General features: G+C 48.1%; 17 protein-coding genes. 6 read left to right on the forward strand and 11 right to left on the reverse strand.

Translation table 11 applies throughout. From position 1 onward, the window contains the following. Window positions 1–173 precede the first annotated feature (173 nt). From G8759_RS07305 to G8759_RS07315, 3 genes are all read right to left on the reverse strand, one after another. Window positions 174–506: a YrdB family protein gene (locus G8759_RS07305; RefSeq protein WP_232074161.1), complete on the reverse strand. Its 333-nt coding sequence runs from the start codon at window positions 504–506 to the stop codon at window positions 174–176. A 43-nt stretch (window positions 507–549) separates the two neighbouring features. Then, a complete protein-coding gene (locus G8759_RS07310) occupies window positions 550–1,386 on the reverse strand; it encodes a sugar phosphate isomerase/epimerase family protein (RefSeq protein ID WP_162387582.1) in 837 nt (278 codons plus the stop codon). Window positions 1,387–1,469: 83 nt separating this feature from the next. Next, complete coding sequence (locus tag G8759_RS07315) at window positions 1,470–3,005, reverse strand: TolB family protein (RefSeq protein WP_232074162.1); 1,536 nt, start codon at window positions 3,003–3,005, stop codon at window positions 1,470–1,472. A 170-nt stretch (window positions 3,006–3,175) separates the two neighbouring features. Between G8759_RS07315 and G8759_RS07320 the strand changes: the two genes are divergently transcribed. Next, window positions 3,176–3,472, forward strand: a complete 297-nt coding sequence (locus tag G8759_RS07320) for a hypothetical protein (protein ID WP_167206587.1) — start codon at window positions 3,176–3,178, stop codon at window positions 3,470–3,472. 16 nt (window positions 3,473–3,488) lie between these two features. Here G8759_RS07320 and G8759_RS07325 read toward each other — a convergent pair whose 3' ends face one another. The 4 genes from G8759_RS07325 to G8759_RS07340 all read right to left on the reverse strand — a co-directional run bounded on the left by G8759_RS07325 (window position 3,489) and on the right by G8759_RS07340 (window position 6,566). Continuing rightward, the gene (locus tag G8759_RS07325) at window positions 3,489–4,271 is read right to left on the reverse strand and encodes a LytR/AlgR family response regulator transcription factor (RefSeq protein WP_167206589.1); all 783 of its coding nucleotides are present in this window, start codon (window positions 4,269–4,271) and stop codon (window positions 3,489–3,491) included. Next, entirely contained in the window at window positions 4,268–5,401 is a 1,134-nt protein-coding gene (locus G8759_RS07330) for a sensor histidine kinase (RefSeq protein ID WP_167206591.1), read from the reverse strand. The genes G8759_RS07325 and G8759_RS07330 overlap by 4 nt, the downstream gene beginning before the upstream one ends. Window positions 5,402–5,787: 386 nt before the next feature. Continuing rightward, window positions 5,788–6,087 (reverse strand): hypothetical protein, encoded by a 300-nt coding sequence (locus G8759_RS07335; protein WP_167206593.1) that lies wholly within the window; start codon window positions 6,085–6,087, stop codon window positions 5,788–5,790. 44 nt (window positions 6,088–6,131) lie between these two features. Next, on the reverse strand, window positions 6,132–6,566 hold the full coding sequence (locus G8759_RS07340; RefSeq protein WP_167206595.1) for a hypothetical protein: 435 nt from the start codon (window positions 6,564–6,566) through the stop codon (window positions 6,132–6,134). Between the two features lie 443 nt (window positions 6,567–7,009). Between G8759_RS07340 and G8759_RS07345 the strand changes: the two genes are divergently transcribed. Then, on the forward strand, window positions 7,010–7,498 hold the full coding sequence (locus tag G8759_RS07345) for a GtrA family protein (RefSeq protein WP_167206597.1): 489 nt from the start codon (window positions 7,010–7,012) through the stop codon (window positions 7,496–7,498). Here G8759_RS07345 and G8759_RS07350 read toward each other — a convergent pair whose 3' ends face one another. The 4 genes from G8759_RS07350 to G8759_RS07365 all read right to left on the reverse strand — a co-directional run bounded on the left by G8759_RS07350 (window position 7,499) and on the right by G8759_RS07365 (window position 11,296). Further along, complete coding sequence (locus tag G8759_RS07350; protein ID WP_167206599.1) at window positions 7,499–8,191, reverse strand: hypothetical protein; 693 nt, start codon at window positions 8,189–8,191, stop codon at window positions 7,499–7,501. 476 nt (window positions 8,192–8,667) lie between these two features. Further along, on the reverse strand, window positions 8,668–9,441 hold the full coding sequence (locus tag G8759_RS07355; RefSeq protein ID WP_167206601.1) for a hypothetical protein: 774 nt from the start codon (window positions 9,439–9,441) through the stop codon (window positions 8,668–8,670). A gap of 211 nt (window positions 9,442–9,652) precedes the next feature. Next, window positions 9,653–10,804, reverse strand: a complete 1,152-nt coding sequence (locus tag G8759_RS07360) for a trypsin-like peptidase domain-containing protein (RefSeq protein WP_167206603.1) — start codon at window positions 10,802–10,804, stop codon at window positions 9,653–9,655. Between the two features lie 156 nt (window positions 10,805–10,960). Then, window positions 10,961–11,296, reverse strand: a complete 336-nt coding sequence (locus G8759_RS07365; RefSeq protein ID WP_167206605.1) for an ArsR/SmtB family transcription factor — start codon at window positions 11,294–11,296, stop codon at window positions 10,961–10,963. A gap of 212 nt (window positions 11,297–11,508) precedes the next feature. Here G8759_RS07365 and G8759_RS07370 point away from each other — a divergent pair, with 212 nt between their 5' ends. The 4 genes from G8759_RS07370 (at window position 11,509) to G8759_RS07385 (ending at window position 17,624) form a co-directional block, all read left to right on the forward strand. Then, window positions 11,509–12,594, forward strand: a complete 1,086-nt coding sequence (locus tag G8759_RS07370; RefSeq protein WP_162387594.1) for an efflux RND transporter periplasmic adaptor subunit — start codon at window positions 11,509–11,511, stop codon at window positions 12,592–12,594. 52 nt (window positions 12,595–12,646) lie between these two features. Then, the gene (locus G8759_RS07375; RefSeq protein ID WP_167206607.1) at window positions 12,647–15,718 is read left to right on the forward strand and encodes an efflux RND transporter permease subunit; all 3,072 of its coding nucleotides are present in this window, start codon (window positions 12,647–12,649) and stop codon (window positions 15,716–15,718) included. 23 nt (window positions 15,719–15,741) lie between these two features. Then, window positions 15,742–17,088 (forward strand): TolC family protein, encoded by a 1,347-nt coding sequence (locus G8759_RS07380; protein WP_167206609.1) that lies wholly within the window; start codon window positions 15,742–15,744, stop codon window positions 17,086–17,088. Window positions 17,089–17,216: 128 nt separating this feature from the next. Continuing rightward, complete coding sequence (locus G8759_RS07385; protein ID WP_167206611.1) at window positions 17,217–17,624, forward strand: VOC family protein; 408 nt, start codon at window positions 17,217–17,219, stop codon at window positions 17,622–17,624. Window positions 17,625–17,704: the final 80 nt, after the last annotated feature.

The raw sequence follows: 17,704 nt of genomic DNA on the forward strand, positions 1-17,704 counted from the left end.
TTAACAGAATAGGATTCAATTAATTTACATTTCTGTACGTATAATGTTGCTGATTAGTATATTCTATTAGAAAAGATGTTTTATCGAAGTACACTATTTTACTATAGCTTAATAAATTAAGCATAGTTGAGAAATAGCTGGAATCTTTGTTCCTGTTGGCCTGGAGTATAACCTTATCGTTCAAAAAATAGGGCCGATAACTGGCAAGCTAAGGCGGTTAGCCCAAAAACGATGGCGAGGGTAATGTGCCCTGTTTTAAACAGCAGCAACGCAGCAATGCCAAATAACGTCAGGCTGAATACGATTCGATAGGGAAGCGTTAATCGGTGTGCAGATCTGGGTGCTGCAAACCGACCCCACAAAACGGCTGCCAGCAAGGGCAGGCAAATTGCCAGTGCATACCCTGCCAACCGGTTGTTCGTATTATGAAGACCCCAATAGCCCAGTATGATAAGCATCGCTATTTCGAGCACGAACATGAGTGCCAGATAAACTGATTTTAGCATTGCGATCACTGTAGACTATTGGGTTTTTTTCAATAAGGATGCGTTAGTAGGTGAGTTTTGCCAGGTAATCGTAATCATATTTGGCACTCTCCATGGCTGTTTTTGGGTATTCTTCCTGTTCAACAAAGAAGAACTTCATCCCCGATTTGTCGATATTTTGCAGCATGGTTTTGATATTGATCTGCCCTTTACCGAATTCAGTGCTTTCCTTTTTGACCTTGTCCATGTCCTTGAGATGCCATAGCGGAAAACGTCCTGGAAATTTTTTGAAATAAGCCAGTGGATCATTGCCCGTTACAATAACCCAGCCCAGGTCCATTTCCATTTTTACCAGCTTTGGATCGGTGCGTTCCAGCAGAATGTCGTATAGAACCTTGCCATTTACTTTCTCGAATTCATACTCATGATTGTGGTAACCGAATACCAGATTTGCTTTCTTGCAGGCCTCAGCGGCTTTCGAAAACGTATCGGCGCAGCGCTGGTAATTGGCCACTGTCTGACCCTCCGACGGTAACGACGAGCAGACCAGATAACTTTGACCCGCTTCAGCCGCCATATCGATCGACCGTTGCCAGTCTTTATCGATGTGAACGTGTCCGCTGCGTACGGTCATGCCCAGATCGCTGGCTATCTTCTTGATTTCTTTAGGTTTCAAACCGTAAAAGTTGCCCTTATCGCTGCGCGCTGATTCAAGTTGTTTATAGCCAATTTTGGCTAACTGTTTCAGCGTTCCTGCTGCATCGGCCAGCATTTCTTTGCGGACGGTATATAATTGAATACCCACATTGCTCACCTTAGCCGCTTTTGCCAGGTTTGGTGCTAAAACGGCACCGGCTGCCAGATAGCCCGATGCTTTAAGAAACTCACGTCTTGTTTTCATTGTGTTAATTAAGGTTAATGGGATTTGCCTTCGGATATATAATTTGCCGACTGGTTTACTATACCCTGACAGGGGTCAATTGATTAGTTACCCGTTATTTCAATCGGGCTTAATGTACTCACATCGGTATTGCTGACAAAGGCAATTCGTTTGCTATCGGGCGACCATGAAGGCGTGTTAATGGAACCCTGGCCGCCATAGAGGTAGGCAATAACAGTAGGTTTGCCTCCTTTGACCGGCATCATCCGCAGGTAAACGTGCTTATAAGCCGGATGGTCGCCAGCAGCTACTTCGTCTTTTAGAAACGACAGGAAAACGATCCAGTTGCCGTCTGGTGAAATATGAGGGAACCAGTCGTGAAATTCACCATCCGTAACCGCTTCCTGTTGACTACCATCAGGTTTCATACGCCAGACTTGCATGGTGCCGGTCCGGTTCGAATTGAAGTAAATATAATTGCCATCGGGCGTAAATTCCGGCCCATCGTCGAGTCCCTTGGCATCGGTTAACCGAACTTCGGGGCCACCATCGACCGAAACTTTATAGACATCATATTCATTGTTTCGCGAACCGCAGAATACCAGACTCTTACCATCGGGCGACCATCCGTGCAAATACGAGGGGCCTTTAGGCGTAATCTGCCTGGGTGTTCCGCCCGTTACGGGAACGGTGTAGATGATCGATCCGCCCAGTTCACTGACACCGCTGCTTAGTCCCAGGAGTTTCCCGTCAAAAGACAAAACATGGTCGTTGTTATTGTTCTTGATGTTATCTGTATTGAGTACTTTCTGCTGCCGACTGGTTAGGTCGAACGTATAGATCATTCCCTGTCCGTTGTAGATCAGGGTTTTACCATCCGTTGTCCAGTTGGGAGCCTGGATAGAGTTGGGGGCCGTGTGGATGACCTCACGCTTGCCCGTAACAATGTCCAGCAATTCGATCCGGCTGCCTAAATCCATTCGGCCCGGCTTTGCGTCTGCCTTGACTGGTACGGTAATGCGCACATCCTGAAATACACCTTTTGCCGCAGCATTTTTATGGGAAGTACTAACAAATAGACCGACGTAAATCTCATCGCCCAGGTTGATTTCTGTGATTTCCCGAACCTGAAACGGTTCTCCGAATAGGGCCGCTCTAATGGTGTAGGTATTGCCGCGTCGCTCAAGCTGGATGATGTCGGCATTGTTGACCGTAGTCTGGGTTTGGTCTATGGAACCGCCGTCTGTTCGGCGAAATTCCAGCGAAGCAGGCTCATCGCTATTAACAGCCGCACTTACCTGCCGCGAACCCGGTTCAAGAGTAGCCCGTGCCATCCAGCCGATTTTGTGGCCAGGCTCTTTACTCTGAAAATGTCCGCGTGTATAAACGATGAAATCGCCTTTGATTCGTTTCCATAGAAAGTTGGCCCCATCCTGAACCGCTCCGACGCTACTTAGTTCATACGCCTGACTGGTAGAAGTGTAGCGGGCTGCCATGGGTTGGGTGGCCGTACCAATAGTATTCTGCCCATCAAATATGCCCGTTGATTTCTGTTGGGCATGGGCTCCAATGCTCGGGTTGATCAGTAGACCAATGATCAGCAGGAAGTTTGTTCGCATGAATCGTTCGTAGGTAGGCATAGAAGGGTAAGCTGAAACGCTTGGATAGCCATTTCAAAAGAAGCGATTCGGTAAAGTTTACTTTCTGATTACAACCTGCTTAAACTGTTACCTACATCTGTTAGTTGACAAGAGAGCTAACCAAGAGAAGGTTAGTTTAAAACGATTTACTCAACTAACTAACTTTTCGTATGCGTTCGGTCTTATTTTTCCTGTCAATTAGTTTGTGTGGCTCAATTTGTTTCGGCCAGATCGACTCAACCAAAACACCCCGCGAACCGTCCACAACAACACGAGTTCCCATACCAGGTGTTGATACACCATTATCGGGCCCCGGAACGATGCTTCAATCGACACCTGATCCGAATGCCGTCGTAGCTCCTACGAATAATGGCAAAAAGCGGAAAGGTAAAACCGTTCCGCCAAGCGATCCCAGAGCATTTGGGGTTGGGGTGCCAATTGGTAAAGCTAAAAAAGACTCATTATGAGGAGATCCGGAGGGTATTATTTGCCCATCCAGGTCTTAAAATCACTGACTTTTTCGCGGCTTACCAGCGCTTCTTTATCAAAAACAGGCCGCAGGTTTAAAGCGAGCCGATTCCCGAAATAAGGCTGCATCTGATCAACGGCCTGGTGCGTAACCAGAACACCCCGGTTAATCCGGAAAAATCGATTCGGGTCGAGGTTGTCGGCCAGTTCATCCAGTGTATAATCAACCAGAAACTTCTGGCCGGAATGGGTCGTGAAAAAACTGTAGCGGTCTTCGGTAAAGAAATAGGCAATCTCGCCCACTTCAACAGACAGTAGTCGCTGACCCTGCCGAACCAGAAACCGCTGGCGATAGTCGCGTGGGGCCTGCCGCTGAATTTGTTGCAGTAATTTCTCGATGTTATGAACGGGGTCATTAACAGGCTTGCCGCGCAGGGATTCATATTTTTGGAGGCTCCGTTGCAGGTCGTCGCGTTGAACCGGTTTAAGCAGATAATCGATGCTATTGACCTTAAACGCCTGCAAGGCATATTCGTCGTAGGAGGTTGTAAAAATAACCGTGCTTTTTACCAACGTCCGCTCAAAAATCTCGAAGCTTTGGCCATCGGCCAGTTCAATATCCAGAAAAATAAGATCGGGTTCCGGTTGTGCGGCTGCCCGTCGGTTTTCAAGCCAGTCTACCGTATCTTCAATACTGGCTGTTACGCCCTCAATGGTTAAGTCAGGCTTTACCTCAAATAACAGTTTCTGGAGTTTACGGACAGCTAATTCTTCGTCTTCAACGATCAATGCATTCATGTGGTGGTAGAGGCTTTTGCTAAAAGAGGTATGGTAACTGTGAAAAAGTCTGGACCCGTTTCAATATTGAGTTCCGATTGGGCCAGCAGTTGGTATTTTGCCCGGATGTTGGCCAGACCAGCCTGGGTTGATTCCAGCTCGTCGATTTTAGTACATCCTGGTCGGGTTGCTTTTTTCTGAAGATTATTGCGTACGCACAGGTGACCTTGTTTTGTGATCTCTATTGAGATAGACAAAGGTCGGCTCGCCAGAATAACATTGTGTTTGACCGCATTTTCGACAAGCAATTGCAACGTAAGAGGAGGTAATCGATGCTGACGATACTGATTGGATACGCGGACATGCAGGTACAAGCCGTCTCCGTGCCGCGTTTTGAGCAGATGATAGTATGAGTCGATAAACGCCAGCTCTGCATCAAGCGTTGTCAACTCATCGTTGTTGGCCTGATTAGTCGCCAGGAGTAGCTCAGAACTTCGGTTGGTTTGTAACATATACCGATACACGCGGGCCATCTGGTCAACGAATTGCTCAGCTCGTTGCGGCTCGTCGGCAATCAGCGATGAGAGTGAATTGAGACTGTTGAACAGAAAATGCGGGTTGACCTGATTTTTGAGCCCCTGTAATTGTCCCTTCAGGTTTTCTTCTTTTAGTTTTTCCTTATTGACCTGATTTTGTTGCCACTGGTTTAGTGCATAAACGGTTTCATCCATACCCACTGCCAGCACCGTAAAGATCAGCGTAACAACGTAAGCCTGGGTTTGCGCTTCGTAGGTAAACAAAGAGCCAGCTAACCGCAATTGACTGTAGATTGTAGCCGTGATTGTCAGGAAGAATGCTGACAGAGTCGTTTGAGCCAAAAGGGCTGTCAGTATTCGGCGCGTTGTCTGCTCGAAACGGGGGTAACGTTCAGTGATTCGTTTGGATACCTGATTCTGCGTAAAAAAAGTACCGGAAAGCAGGAACCCGTTAAGAACCGTTGCTTCTGCAAATACCCATCCATTGTGCCAATAATTATCGCCGACAAGCAGATGGCCGAACAGAATCGCAAAACAAGGTACAGCCAGGACGTAGGTCCACCTGCTATGGGAACAGAACGGTCCCAGGGGCGAAAAACGAACTGGCTTATTCATAGACAATTTTTACGTCGCTTGTTGATCAGGGGGCACACTTCTAGGCGAAATTCCTGGCGTTATAAAGGTACTATTGCCAAATATGCACCGCATCTGCCACATTCATCAACTGTATGAACCGGGCAATGAATTGAGCAAAATCAGGGTTAAGGAGTTTCACCAATTTAGGATTTCATCAATCACTCACCATGAATAAAGGCACAGAAACAAGGTAGTGAGTTGCATTTCGCTAATCACCAGTTTCAATTCGCAATATAATTATATAGGTAAATACAAGAATACGTATAGGAATTATTAGCCCGCAATTGTTTGTATCATGTTGAATAAAAATCCCCGGCAATTACTCGCCGGGGATTTGTCTGATAAACCTGGTGACAGGCTAAAATTCAATTTGTTTGTTTCTGGGTAGTATTGGATTGATTCGCTGGTGTTTTTTGCGCTGTTACCCCACGATGTGGTTTATAGATAGCACCGGTTGCAAAATCAACGATAGTGCCCGGCCAGAACAATAGAATATCGGCAATTAAGGCTCCGGTGCGAACTTGCCGCTGGGGTTCGCCTGGCATCGGTTTACGTTTCTGAGCTTCGGTGACACGTCCGCCGAAAACGGTAGCGCAACTGGTAAGTGATCCTGAAAGAGTAAGGGTGGCTAATGCCAGCAAGGTAAATTTTTTGATAGAGTTCATGGTTTTAATCCGCTGTTGCGGTGGTTCAAAAAGAGAAGGTTTGATTACTTGGTTGCAGAAACAGTTAGGTCAACGCCATTATCGTCTTCGCCACTGATGCTTAACTTATTGCCGATGCTCGTTGCGATTACAGTGCCATTCAGTCGGTACTCCACTTTGCCACTACCTGCTTCAACGACAGTTACATCATCGGCCGAATCTTCAATGAAGAACTCATTCGTCGATTTAAGTTTGATGGCTACATCAATGGAGACCGTAGTTGCCGTCTGCCGGGTTACGTTCATAGTGCCTTTCAGATTGGTTTCGCTGGCTGGGTAGGTTTTTCCGCCAGTGACCAGTTCCGAGAAATTGTACGAACCAGCTACGCGGCTAGCCAGATCAGGCGCGGGGTCTGAATTGTCTTTTTTACAAGCCGAAAGCGAAACGGCAACCAGTAGCACAAGCAGTGCTGAGCGCCGGAAAGAGAAAAGAGTGTTCATTAGGATCAATGTTGTTTTTGGTGAAAAAAGAAGAAGGTTAACTGAACCTTGTCGGTTTGATGACACAAAAATGGCGGCTGAATGAGGGGAGAAGAAGGGTATCCTGTATCAACTGACAAAAGCGGGGGCTCAATAGGAATAACCGCCGAATGAACTGGAAACGTCATAATCTGGCACAGTCATCCAATCCTGAGGAAACAGTCAGGAAATGGATCGCTCTTTGTATATGGCTGGTTATGAGTGGCTATGCCTGAAGGGGCTACAGGACTTAGTTCTCCTTTTACAGTAAGGATAGAATGGCGTAGCGGATTAATGCCTGAACCTTAAAAAAAGCCTGGTGCAACCGAATACGACAATAATGGCTGAATATGGGTATGGTTTCCTGAACGGCAGTAAGCTAACTGTGCTTTTCTCTATCTTTGCCGTTTCATTTTAACGCATTTATGAATAGCCAACTATTCAACAGAAGAGATCTCATTGCTTATTTTATTGTCGCTGCTATTGGCGCTTCACTGCAACTGGTAGTTGGTACTTTACTTCAGGAATGGTTTCAGGTAACGTATGAGCAGGCGCTGCTCGCTGGTTATGTAGCTGCTTTTTTTATTGGATTCTATCTGACCAAACTCTTTGCTTTTAACGCGAAAAACTCGGCCAAAACCCGGCGGGAAATTGCCAAATTCACGCTTGTTTCAGTACTATCCTGCATCATCACTGTTTACGGCTCTTCGCTGCTTTACACGTTTTCAATCGAAACATTCCGGTCAATTGTAGTTAAAATTCCTTCCTCGGTGAAAGAAGTAAATGTCAATAAATTGGTGGCGCATACCTCCGGAATGGGCCTTAGTTTTATCAGTAATTACATTCTTCACAAACAGTTTACGTTTCGAAATACCGGCTTTTACGACAAGCTGAAGAAATTACTGAATTTGTAGTTAACGGCTTGTTTTTCTCCGAAGAGAATAATGGTATGTAGCACCCGGCTGATAATTAAGGCCAAACTGGAATTGGAAAAGCCCACGCTTTATTTCTGGATAAGAAGGAAATGCATTACCCTGCCAGTTAATCGCAAGATCTATACGTATTGATGAGACTACGCCAACACTTATTCCTGCTGTAAGTGAGCGTGAATGGATAGCAGTAGGTTTATTGCTGGCAGTATAACTAAAATTTGAGCCGCTAATCGTACTGTATGAGCCTGTTGGTGTTGTTATGACGGTAACAACGGCTGCTGGATTGACTGTAACGTTAGCGATGGTAAGCGTACGCGCTCCAATTTGATAAGAAGCTGCCAGGAAGGGCGAAATGCGTGTTTGAGTCAGTTGATACCGTATGGCAGGACCCATTGTGAGTGTGTTTTCATGCAAAACATTGCGTGTCCATTCAGCCACCCAAGTACTTGATAGACCCATTGAAAGCTTATTTGCTACAAAATAGCCGCCATAAAGCTGGATTGTACTATTTCTGGATATGAATTCTGCTTTGGAATAACCTCCCTGAATACCAATTTGCCAGCTTTTTCGGGTGAAGGGATTTAAACCGGCCTGCGTATTTACCTGTTGCGAAACAGGCTGGGCTTGCCCTGCAAAAGATAGTGCAACCAATAACAGAGGTAAGGTTGTTTTCATAGAATAGGATGTTTCCTAGAAAACGCCAAGCTTGCAATTTCAGTATGTGCCCGATAGTGACAAAATGGATTATAATCGAAATTGGATGGTTTATTGACTAAGTGGAAATTGAGAATCGCTACTATAAACCACTAACCACAAAAAAGCCCTTACCATACTATTCGATGATAAGGACTACACCTTGAGCTGACGGTACAATTTATAAGTCATTTTTAGCCAGACAGGCTGGTACGATTACCGACCGGTTGTGAAAGTAGCCGTCCGACGAACAGGGCGGGAAACTACAGTTTCCATACCCAGAAACCGTGCCCGCTCGGTGCGAAGAATGGTGCGAATGTGTCTGGTTGTTTTCGTTGTTGTATTTGATTATTAATGTTGTTTTTCAGTAGGTACGCACCAGGTCGATCCAGGCTTAAGCTAGCGTCATTGTCAAGCAAGGACGACGTGATGCGTACCTTCTGATTGGCAGTGCTTACTTAAAATTTAGCCGTCAGCCCCAGTTTAACGGCCGATACGCCATACCCTACTTCGGCAAATGCGCCGACTTTCGGAGCAAACATAAACCGGGCTCCCAGGTGTAATCCGATGAATACCCCACTGTTGTAGCTGCTGCCATAGTCGTAATAGCTATAACTATAAGCCCCACCCCCTGCATACCGGAAACCCAGCGATGCACCCACGTAAGGATCGAAGCTATTGTTCTGAACATTCAATGCTTCGCCCAGGTGATAGGAAGCGCGGGCTCCGGCATAAACGAAATTATAACCACTTGAATAATAGCCGTAATTGTAGCGATAGTAGTCGATTGAGCCACCAATAGAAAAGTTGTTTTTGGCTTCTACTTCCACGGAGACACCTAGTGGCAGACCACCACCATAATAAGTGGCTAGCCCAATTCCTGCATTAAGATATACCGCGCGACTTCGGTGCGAAGATCTTGTGCTATACGTACGGGCTGCCGCCGGACGAGCCCCCGGCTGGGGACGAGCTATAGTTTGTGTAGCGGGCGCCTGGCGAGTTTCGGCGGCAGCCGGACTGGCTACCGGAGCAGGTGCCTGTGTCTGCGTTTTGGGAGCGGTTGTGGCCGTTACCGGCTTACGGACCTGGCTTGTAGCTGATTTCGCGACGGGTTTTTTCGCTGTGGAAACAGCTTTCGGCGCTGGCCGCCGAACCGATTGCTGGGCCATAACGAAGTCTGTTGAACAGACCAGTGCAAGCGCCAGAACGGCTAATCGAGTAAATGTTTTCATGACAGTATTTGTTGTTTCTGGTTTTCCTGAGGAACGATGCAAACGTACAACGTTGGGCACCGGTTAAGCCAGAAGCTACTGCCTGAACTGCATAAAGAACTACCTGAACTGCATGGAGTAACGGGTGAAACGGATTAGAAAAACAACCATTGATGGCACTAATTGCATCCGATAAATGGGTAGAAAGAAGGCTTGACGGTGTGAAAGATACTTACTGGTTGGAAAGCTTGTCAAGTGCTTGCTTAGCCTCCTTATTGTCGGGGGAGAGTTGGATCGATCGCGTGTAAGCTTGTCTGGCGAGTCGGGTTTTTCCCATTAGTGCATACGTATTTCCCAGCGAATAGTAGGTGCCCGAGCTCCAGGAGAACTCAGATAGGCTAAGAAGGTAAATCTGGACGGCTTCATTCAGCTTTTTCTCCCGAACGAGCCCATCGGCTAGCGTATTAAGTTCCTGAGAATCGAAGTTATAGATGAAGTGGCTCTGGTCCTGGTTATACAAGGTTCGATAATGCCTCACAGCCTGATCGATGCCCTGCTTGTCAATGATCGGTAGCAAGACCTCTCCAATGGAGGTCAAGGGTACGTTCAGAGGTCGGGTTTGACGGAGTACTTTTTGCAGATAATGTGTAGTTGTACCATACAGGGCTGGTTCGCTCGTTTTGTTATTAACCGAACTGCCGCCAAGAATGCCAAGTAAATACCCGTTTTCATCGACAATAGGCGAGCCACTGGACCCGGAAACTTTTTGGGACGTATCACTCGTGATAATTAACCGGTTTCCTTTGGATTCCAGTATCCGTCCGCTGTAGACCACGCAGTTCTTTTCCTGGTAAGGGCAGGCAAAAATGTATACCTTTTCTCCCGGCTTTGCCAGGGTATATCTGGGCTTTAAAGGCTGAATGGCGGGTGAACGATACTTGGTTTTGAAAACAAGCCAGTCGCGCTGGGTAATGGTCGATTGCCTGCCTGAGAGTGTTTCAGTGGTATCTGCATTCAGCAAATAATCGATCAATACCGAATCGGCCAGGTTATTTTTAGGATGCATGAGCCATTTTTGAAGCGCACCGCCAAAATCTACCGATTTCATCGCTTTTGTTTTGGCAACCCATAAAGCATGCTTGGCGGTAACGGCCAGCGTATCTGTACCGGTTTGGATCAGAAAGCCGGTCGCAACGTAGTCAAAAGAAGGATGTACGTAGCGTTCCCCATTTTGAAACCAAACCTCATTGATCATCGAAATGAGGGGCCATTGTGCCTGTGGTTTCGTAATCCAGGTTTCTTTTTCCTGACCCAAAGCCGGGTAATAACTAGAGCTGAGAATAAACCCGAGGATATAAGCTAACGTTCTGCCAAAGTTGTTCATCGGTGCAACATGTCCATTTGGGCAAATGTATTGGCCCTGGGTGAATCACCTGGACAGGCACCTGTAAAACAATGTTAACGACATGTAAAAGTTAGGGCAGCCGGTCGTTAAGGCTTTATGCGACGCAGCCTCAATCCCGTTTCATGAATCGCTAAGCTACTTTTCTGTTTCTGTAAGGGGGCTCGTTTCGTTGGCAGCTTTCAGGACCGAATCCAGCAGACCCGGAAATTTTGCTTCCAGTTCGTGCAGCCGCAAGGAGGTTAAACTCTGGGTGCCTTCGGTTCGGATATGAACAATACCAGCCTCTCGCAACACGCGCAGGTGATGCGACATGGTCGATTTGGCAACGGGCGACGGAATAGCCCCACAGGGCGACTCGCTCGTTAGTTTAGCTAAGCATTGTATAAAGTTCAGCCGCACCGGATCACTCAGAGCGTGCAGCACACCGGTCAGGGTAATCTGTTCGGCGGTGGGGTGCTGGTACTGTTTCATAAGTCTACTCCTTCCAATTTCTGCTCGTTGGTAGCTACCAGAAAAGACGTAGCTACAGTAATTGCTACTACAACGATTAGTGGACTAAAAATAATTCACTTGATTTTTTTTCACGTTTAGGAAACCATCCGGCAGGCACACTTGTTCGATATCCATAAAACAATTAAAGTTCGATAATTGTAGAACAATAAAACAATACAACCTCAATTAGTATGAAAACGATCAATAGTCGAACAAAATCGCTCATCGTCGGTATCATCGCCTTAACGGTTGCGCTTTTTTTTATCACGCCGAAGCTTTTCTCCAATAAGCCAGAGCCTTCGAATACGAAAGCTCCATCAACACCGCCCGCCGAAAACAAAGTGGCTACCGATGTTTTTGTCATTAAGCGCGAAACAATTACAGACGAACTCCAGACTACAGGAACCATCGCAGCTAACCAGGAGGTCGATCTGGTGAGTGAAGTGGCTCGTAAACTGGTTCGGGTCTATGCTCGGGAAGGTAGTTTCGTTGGGCAGGGGACGCTGCTATACAAGTTAGACGATGCCGATCTACTGGCAAAAAAACGCAGGATCGCCCTCCAGGAAAAACTGGCAAAGCTCGACGAAAAACGATTCCGCGAATTGCTCGCTACCGAAGCGGTCAATCAGCAGGAATATGATAAGGTGTTAACCAACCTGAACGTACTACAGGCCGAAATAGCCATGATTGATGTGGATCTGGCGAAAACCGAGATCCGCGCTCCTTTTGCCGGTCGGCTGGGTTTAAAACGTGTTGACGTTGGCGCGTATGTGACGCCTTCAACGGTACTGAGTTCATTTGACGATGTGAGTCGGGTAGAAATCAACTTTACCATTCCCGAAAAATACGCTTCCGACGTTCGGCCCGGTCAAACCATTCACTTTACGACCGAGAATAGTAATCGCTCGTTCGCTGGCAAAGTCACCGCTACCGAACCCAAAATGGAGTCAAACACAAGGAGCCTGCTGGTGAAAGCCGTCAGCGAGAACCGGGATGGCAAACTTGTGCCGGGATCGTCGGCTAAAATCGCCTTTGCTTTGCACGTTGCTCAGGATGGTATCCTGATTCCGACGGAAGCGCTCATTCCGAATGCCAAAGGCTATTCACTGTTCAGACTCAAAAATGGAAGTGCAGAACGACGTGACGTGAAAACCGGTAGCCGCACCAAAGGCATGGTTCAGATCATGGATGGTTTATCGATTGGCGATACGGTGCTGACAACCAATTTACTGCGGCTCGATACGGGTGTTCCCGTAACTATTTCTACTGTTGACTAGGCATCTGTTCACAAGGCCTTCTCATCATTATTGAATCAAAATTTACCCAATCATGAGTTTATCGGGAATTAGTATTCAGCGGCCAGTACTGGCCGGAGTACTCTCTGTATTGATTATTCTGTTTGGTTTCGTTGGGCTTACCTACCTCGGTATTCGTGAATACCCCGTCACCGACTCGCCCATCGTTACCGTTACGACAACATATCCGGGGGCCAGCCCCGACGTAATCGCCTATCAGATTACCAAGCCACTGGAAGAGTCGATTGGCGAGGCCAATGGTATTCGGACTATCTCATCGGTTTCGCGAGAAGCCGCCAGCGTGATTACGGTTGAGTTTAACCTTGACGCTGATCTGGAAGCGGCTGCCAACGACGTTCGCGATAAAGTGACCAAAGCCCGGCGGCTGTTGCCCGGTGATGTCGATCCGCCCATTGTGGAAAAAGCCAACAGTGGTGATATCGTGATTTTTATGGCTGTGGAAAGCAAAACCCGCAGCATTCTGGAAGTCAGTAATATTGCCTCCACGGTCATTAAAGAACGGATGCAGACCATTCCGGGCGTAAAACGAGTGGGTATTGCGGGAGAGAAAAAATACGCCATGCGGCTTCGCATCGATCCGGCCAAACTGGCGGCTTATCAATTGACTCCATCCGATATTGAACAGGCTTTACGTAAAGAAAATGTGGATCTGCCATCGGGTCGTATCGAAGGCGACCGCAACGAACTGACGGTTCGGACGCTGGGCCGCCTGACCAAAGAAGACGATTTCAACAACATGATCGTCAAGCAGGAGGGTAGCAGCATAATTCGGTTCAAAGACATTGGCTATGCCGAATTGGGCGCTGAAAACGAGCGAACTGCCATTCTGAATAGCCTGAAAGGAAACTCGCCGACCATTGGTGTCTTTGTTGAACCGCAACGGGGCGCCAATGCCGTAGCGATAGCCGATGAATTTTACCGGCGGTTGAAAGAACTGCGCAAGGAAATTCCTGCCGACTATCAATTGACGATTGGGAAAGACTTTACGGAGCCAATCCGCGATTCGATCTCGGAAGTCGAAGAAACCCTGTTCGTCGCCTTTGGTCTGGTCATTCTGATTCTGTTCCTGTTCCTGCGCGACTGGCGTTCGACTATCATTCCGGTGGTGGCGATTCCGGTGTCTATCGTGTCCGCGTTCTTCATCATGTACATCGCTGGCTACTCGATCAACATCCTGACGCTGCTGGCACTGGTGCTGGCAATTGGACTCGTGGTTGATGATGCCATCGTGGTACTGGAAAATATCTTCGCTAAAGTAGAGGAAGGTATGTCGCCCTTGCAGGCTGCCTTCAAAGGGTCGTCGGAAATCTATTTCGCCGTTATCTCAACGACAATTACGCTGGCGGCTGTGTTCCTGCCGATTCTTTTCCTGCCCGGCATTACCGGAAAGCTGTTCCAGGAGTTTGCGGTAGTAGTGGCGGGTTCTGTATTGGTATCGGCCTTTGTAGCGCTGACACTCTCGCCCATGATGAGCGCCTATCTGCTAAAACGGCAGGAAAAACCCAATTGGCTTTACCGGAAAACCGAGCCGTATTTTGTGGCTCTGAACCGGGGTTATGAAAAATCACTGGGCTGGTTCCTGCGCTATCGCTGGGTTGCCTTTCCAACGCTGATCGTTACATTCGGCTTGATTTATATCATCGGAAAGCAACTGCCTTCGGAGCTGGCTCCGCTGGAAGATCGTTCGCAGATTAGCCTGGCCGTGATTGCGCCGGAAGGATCATCGTACGAGTACACGGAGAAGTACATGAACGAGATCGCGAAATTCTCGGTCGATTCTACGCAGGGTTTATTTCAGACGTATTCCATTCTGGCACTGACGTTTGGCCCGCCAGCTCCGGTCAATATTGCCATTCAGAACACCTTCCTTAAAAAGGCCGATGAGCGGAAAACCACCCAGGCGGATGTGTTCGCGACTTATTCCCGGAATGCACAAAATTTTAGAGGAGTGATGGTGTTTCCGGTTCAGCCGCCGACCATTGGTAGCCGTTTTGGGCAGGCTCAACCTGTTCAGTATGTGTTGCAGGGGACCAATCTGGCCGCTATTACGGAGGTTTTGCCCAAGTTCATGGACGAAGCGCGAAAAAGCCCGATCCTGCGCTTTGCCGATTCCGATCTGAAAGTCAATAAACCTGAACTGGTCCTTCAGATTAACCGCGATAAGGCAGCTGAGCTGGGAATTTCAGTTGTCGAAATTGCCCGTGGTCTGCAATTGGCGCTGAGTGGTCAGCGGTATGGTTACTTTATCTACAATGACCGCCAGTATGAAGTGATCGGTCAGTTGCAGCGTCAGGACCGCGATACGCCCTATGACCTCAAGTCCATGTACGTACGCACCCGAACCGGCGACATTGTTTCGCTCGACAACCTGGTTTCGTTCCGGGAAAGCATTAGCCCGGCGGCTATCTATCGCTACGATCAGGCTATTTCAGCTACGGTATCGGCGGGTCTGGCACCCGGAAAAACCATTGGCGACGGCGTGGCCGAAATGAATCGTATCGCTCGGAAAGTATTGCCACCGACGATCAAAACGTCTCTGGCGGGCGAATCGCGGGACTTTGCCGAAAGCTCATCGAGCCTGATGTTTGCGTTCGTATTTGCGCTGGTGCTGATTTATCTGGTTCTGGCCGCTCAGTTTGAAAGCCTGGTCGATCCGTTCATTATTTTGCTGACGGTTCCGATGGCCATGACAGGGGCGCTAATCAGCCTGTGGCTTTTTGGCCAGACCCTGAATATTTTCAGCCAGATCGGTATAATAACCCTGATCGGTCTGATCACCAAAAATGGGATTCTGATTGTGGAATTTGCCAATCAGAGCAAGGAAGCAGGATTAAGCACGCTGGAAGCTGCTAAAGTAGCCGCTGCTTCCCGGTTCCGGCCCATTCTGATGACAAGCCTGGCCATGATTTTCGGTACCATTCCGATTGCACTCACCGAAAACAGCCGCAATTCGCTGGGTACCGTCATTGTTGGCGGGCTATTGTTTGCTGGCTTGCTCACACTCTACATCATACCGGCGGTCTATTCTTACTTCTCCCGCGTGCCAAAGCATAAGGAAGCTGAGATATTAGAGCCGGTAGAATAAACGAGTTTTATCAACTAGATTTCATGAAACGAATTATTTATACGCTCCTGACTGTCCTGTTCTTTGCGGGTAGTCAGGGGCTAACTCAGGCTCAGGTTCGCCAGCTAACGATGGACAATGCCGTGAAGCTGGCGCTGGATAAGAACCGGGATTTACAGGTAGCAACGCTGGAAACAGCTAAGTCGGCTCAGAAAGTGGTAGAAGCGCGAAGTTATGCGCTGCCAAACGTAGCAGGGTCAGCCCTGTATCAGTATTATTTCAACAAGCAGGTTTCGTTTTTGCCCGGTAGTTTTGTTGGATTGCCTGAAAATCAACTGGCTACTTTCCGGGTGGGAGGGTCAAATGCATTGATCGGGGGCATTGCCGCAACACAACCACTCTTCCAGCCGGGTATAAAGTCGGGTATCAAAGCTGCGCAGATTGATGAGGCCGCTACAAACGAAGCCCTGGCCGACGTTCGGGCCAACATTGTTACGGATGTAAAAAAAGCGTATCTGGATGTGCTGATCACGCAGGAACAACTTCGGTTGCAGCAGCAAAGCATCGCCCGGAATGAACAGGCGCTGAAAGATGCACGCTCACTTTTGGCGCAGGGACGGGCCTCTCGCGTTGATACGTTACGGGCCTTTGTGACGGTCGAAAACCTACGTCCGGCCATTATTCAACTGACAAACCGCATCGGAATAACCAAGACCATTCTGAAACGGACAATGGGTCTGGATGAACAGGAAACCATCGAGTTACAGGATTCGCTGCGTTACGACAATGCTTTATTGGCAACTCCTGCTACAACTACGGATGTCTATTTCGAAGCCGTTCAGGCCCGGCCCGAAGTGCGTCGGCTGGAACTGGTCGAACAATTGAATCGGGAGCAAGTGGCCATACAAACAGCAGAGCGACAACCCAAGCTATCGGCAATTGGGCTAGTACAGTCTCAGTCACAGGCCAATAACTTTCGGGTTGATGAGTATAAGTGGCCCGTGAGTTCGTATCTGGGGCTGCAATTAAGTGTCCCGATTTTTACGGGTTTTCGCACAAATTCACGGATTCAGCAGGCGCAGATTACACGCCAGCAGACCGAAACGCAGGTGGCTAACCTGAAAGAAGTTGTTCGGGCGCAGGTTAAGATTGGGCTGGCTAATGTGGAGGAAGCGCGTTTACGGATCGAAACGCAACGGCAAACGATCTCGGTTGCAGAACTAGGCTACCGCATCACCCGCGACCGCTGGAAACAAGGTATTGCCTCACGACTGGATATGTCGGACGCTGAGCTCTCGCTTACGCAAGCCAAATCGAATTATCTACAGGCCGTTTATGACTACCTGACGGCTACGGTCAGCCTGGATAAAGTGCTGGGCCGGATCAAGTGATAACCCGCTGAGAATAGTCAATTTTAAGCAGGTGTTTTGGGCAAACTAGCCAGCGCTTTTTAATTGCCATTGGGGAACGTCGGTTAGTTTTGCCCAAAACACTTGCTATTTACTTTCCGATAAACCCTATGAAAACCACAGTAAAAGAACTTCGCCTAATTCTTACCGTCGACAATCTGGATGAACTGATCAGTTTTTACCGGGATACGGTCGGGCTGGAAACATCGAAAGAATGGCACGAAGAAGCCGGTAACGGTATTATTCTGGATGCGGGTCGGGCGTCACTTGAACTGATTGATGCCAAACACGCCGACCGAATCGATCAGATTGAAGTTGGCAAACGGGTATCAGGTCCAATACGACTGGCTTTGCGCGTGAGTGAACCGATCCCAGCCGCAACCGAGACACTCGTTGATGGCGGAGCTACGTCGGTTGCTCCGCCCACCACCGCGCCCTGGAGCGAAGTGTCCCGGGTTCAAGCACCTGATGGTATGCAGATTACATTATTTGCTACGTCGACGCTAGTGGACAAGTAACAGTAGCAAAAACTGTTAACACTACGGTCTGGAAGTGAGGTTCTGAGTGAGGTAATGGTAGGCTACTCACTCAGAACCTC

Origin of the sequence: Spirosoma aureum (assembly GCF_011604685.1) — a bacterium.
Taxonomy (GTDB): domain Bacteria; phylum Bacteroidota; class Bacteroidia; order Cytophagales; family Spirosomataceae; genus Spirosoma; species Spirosoma aureum.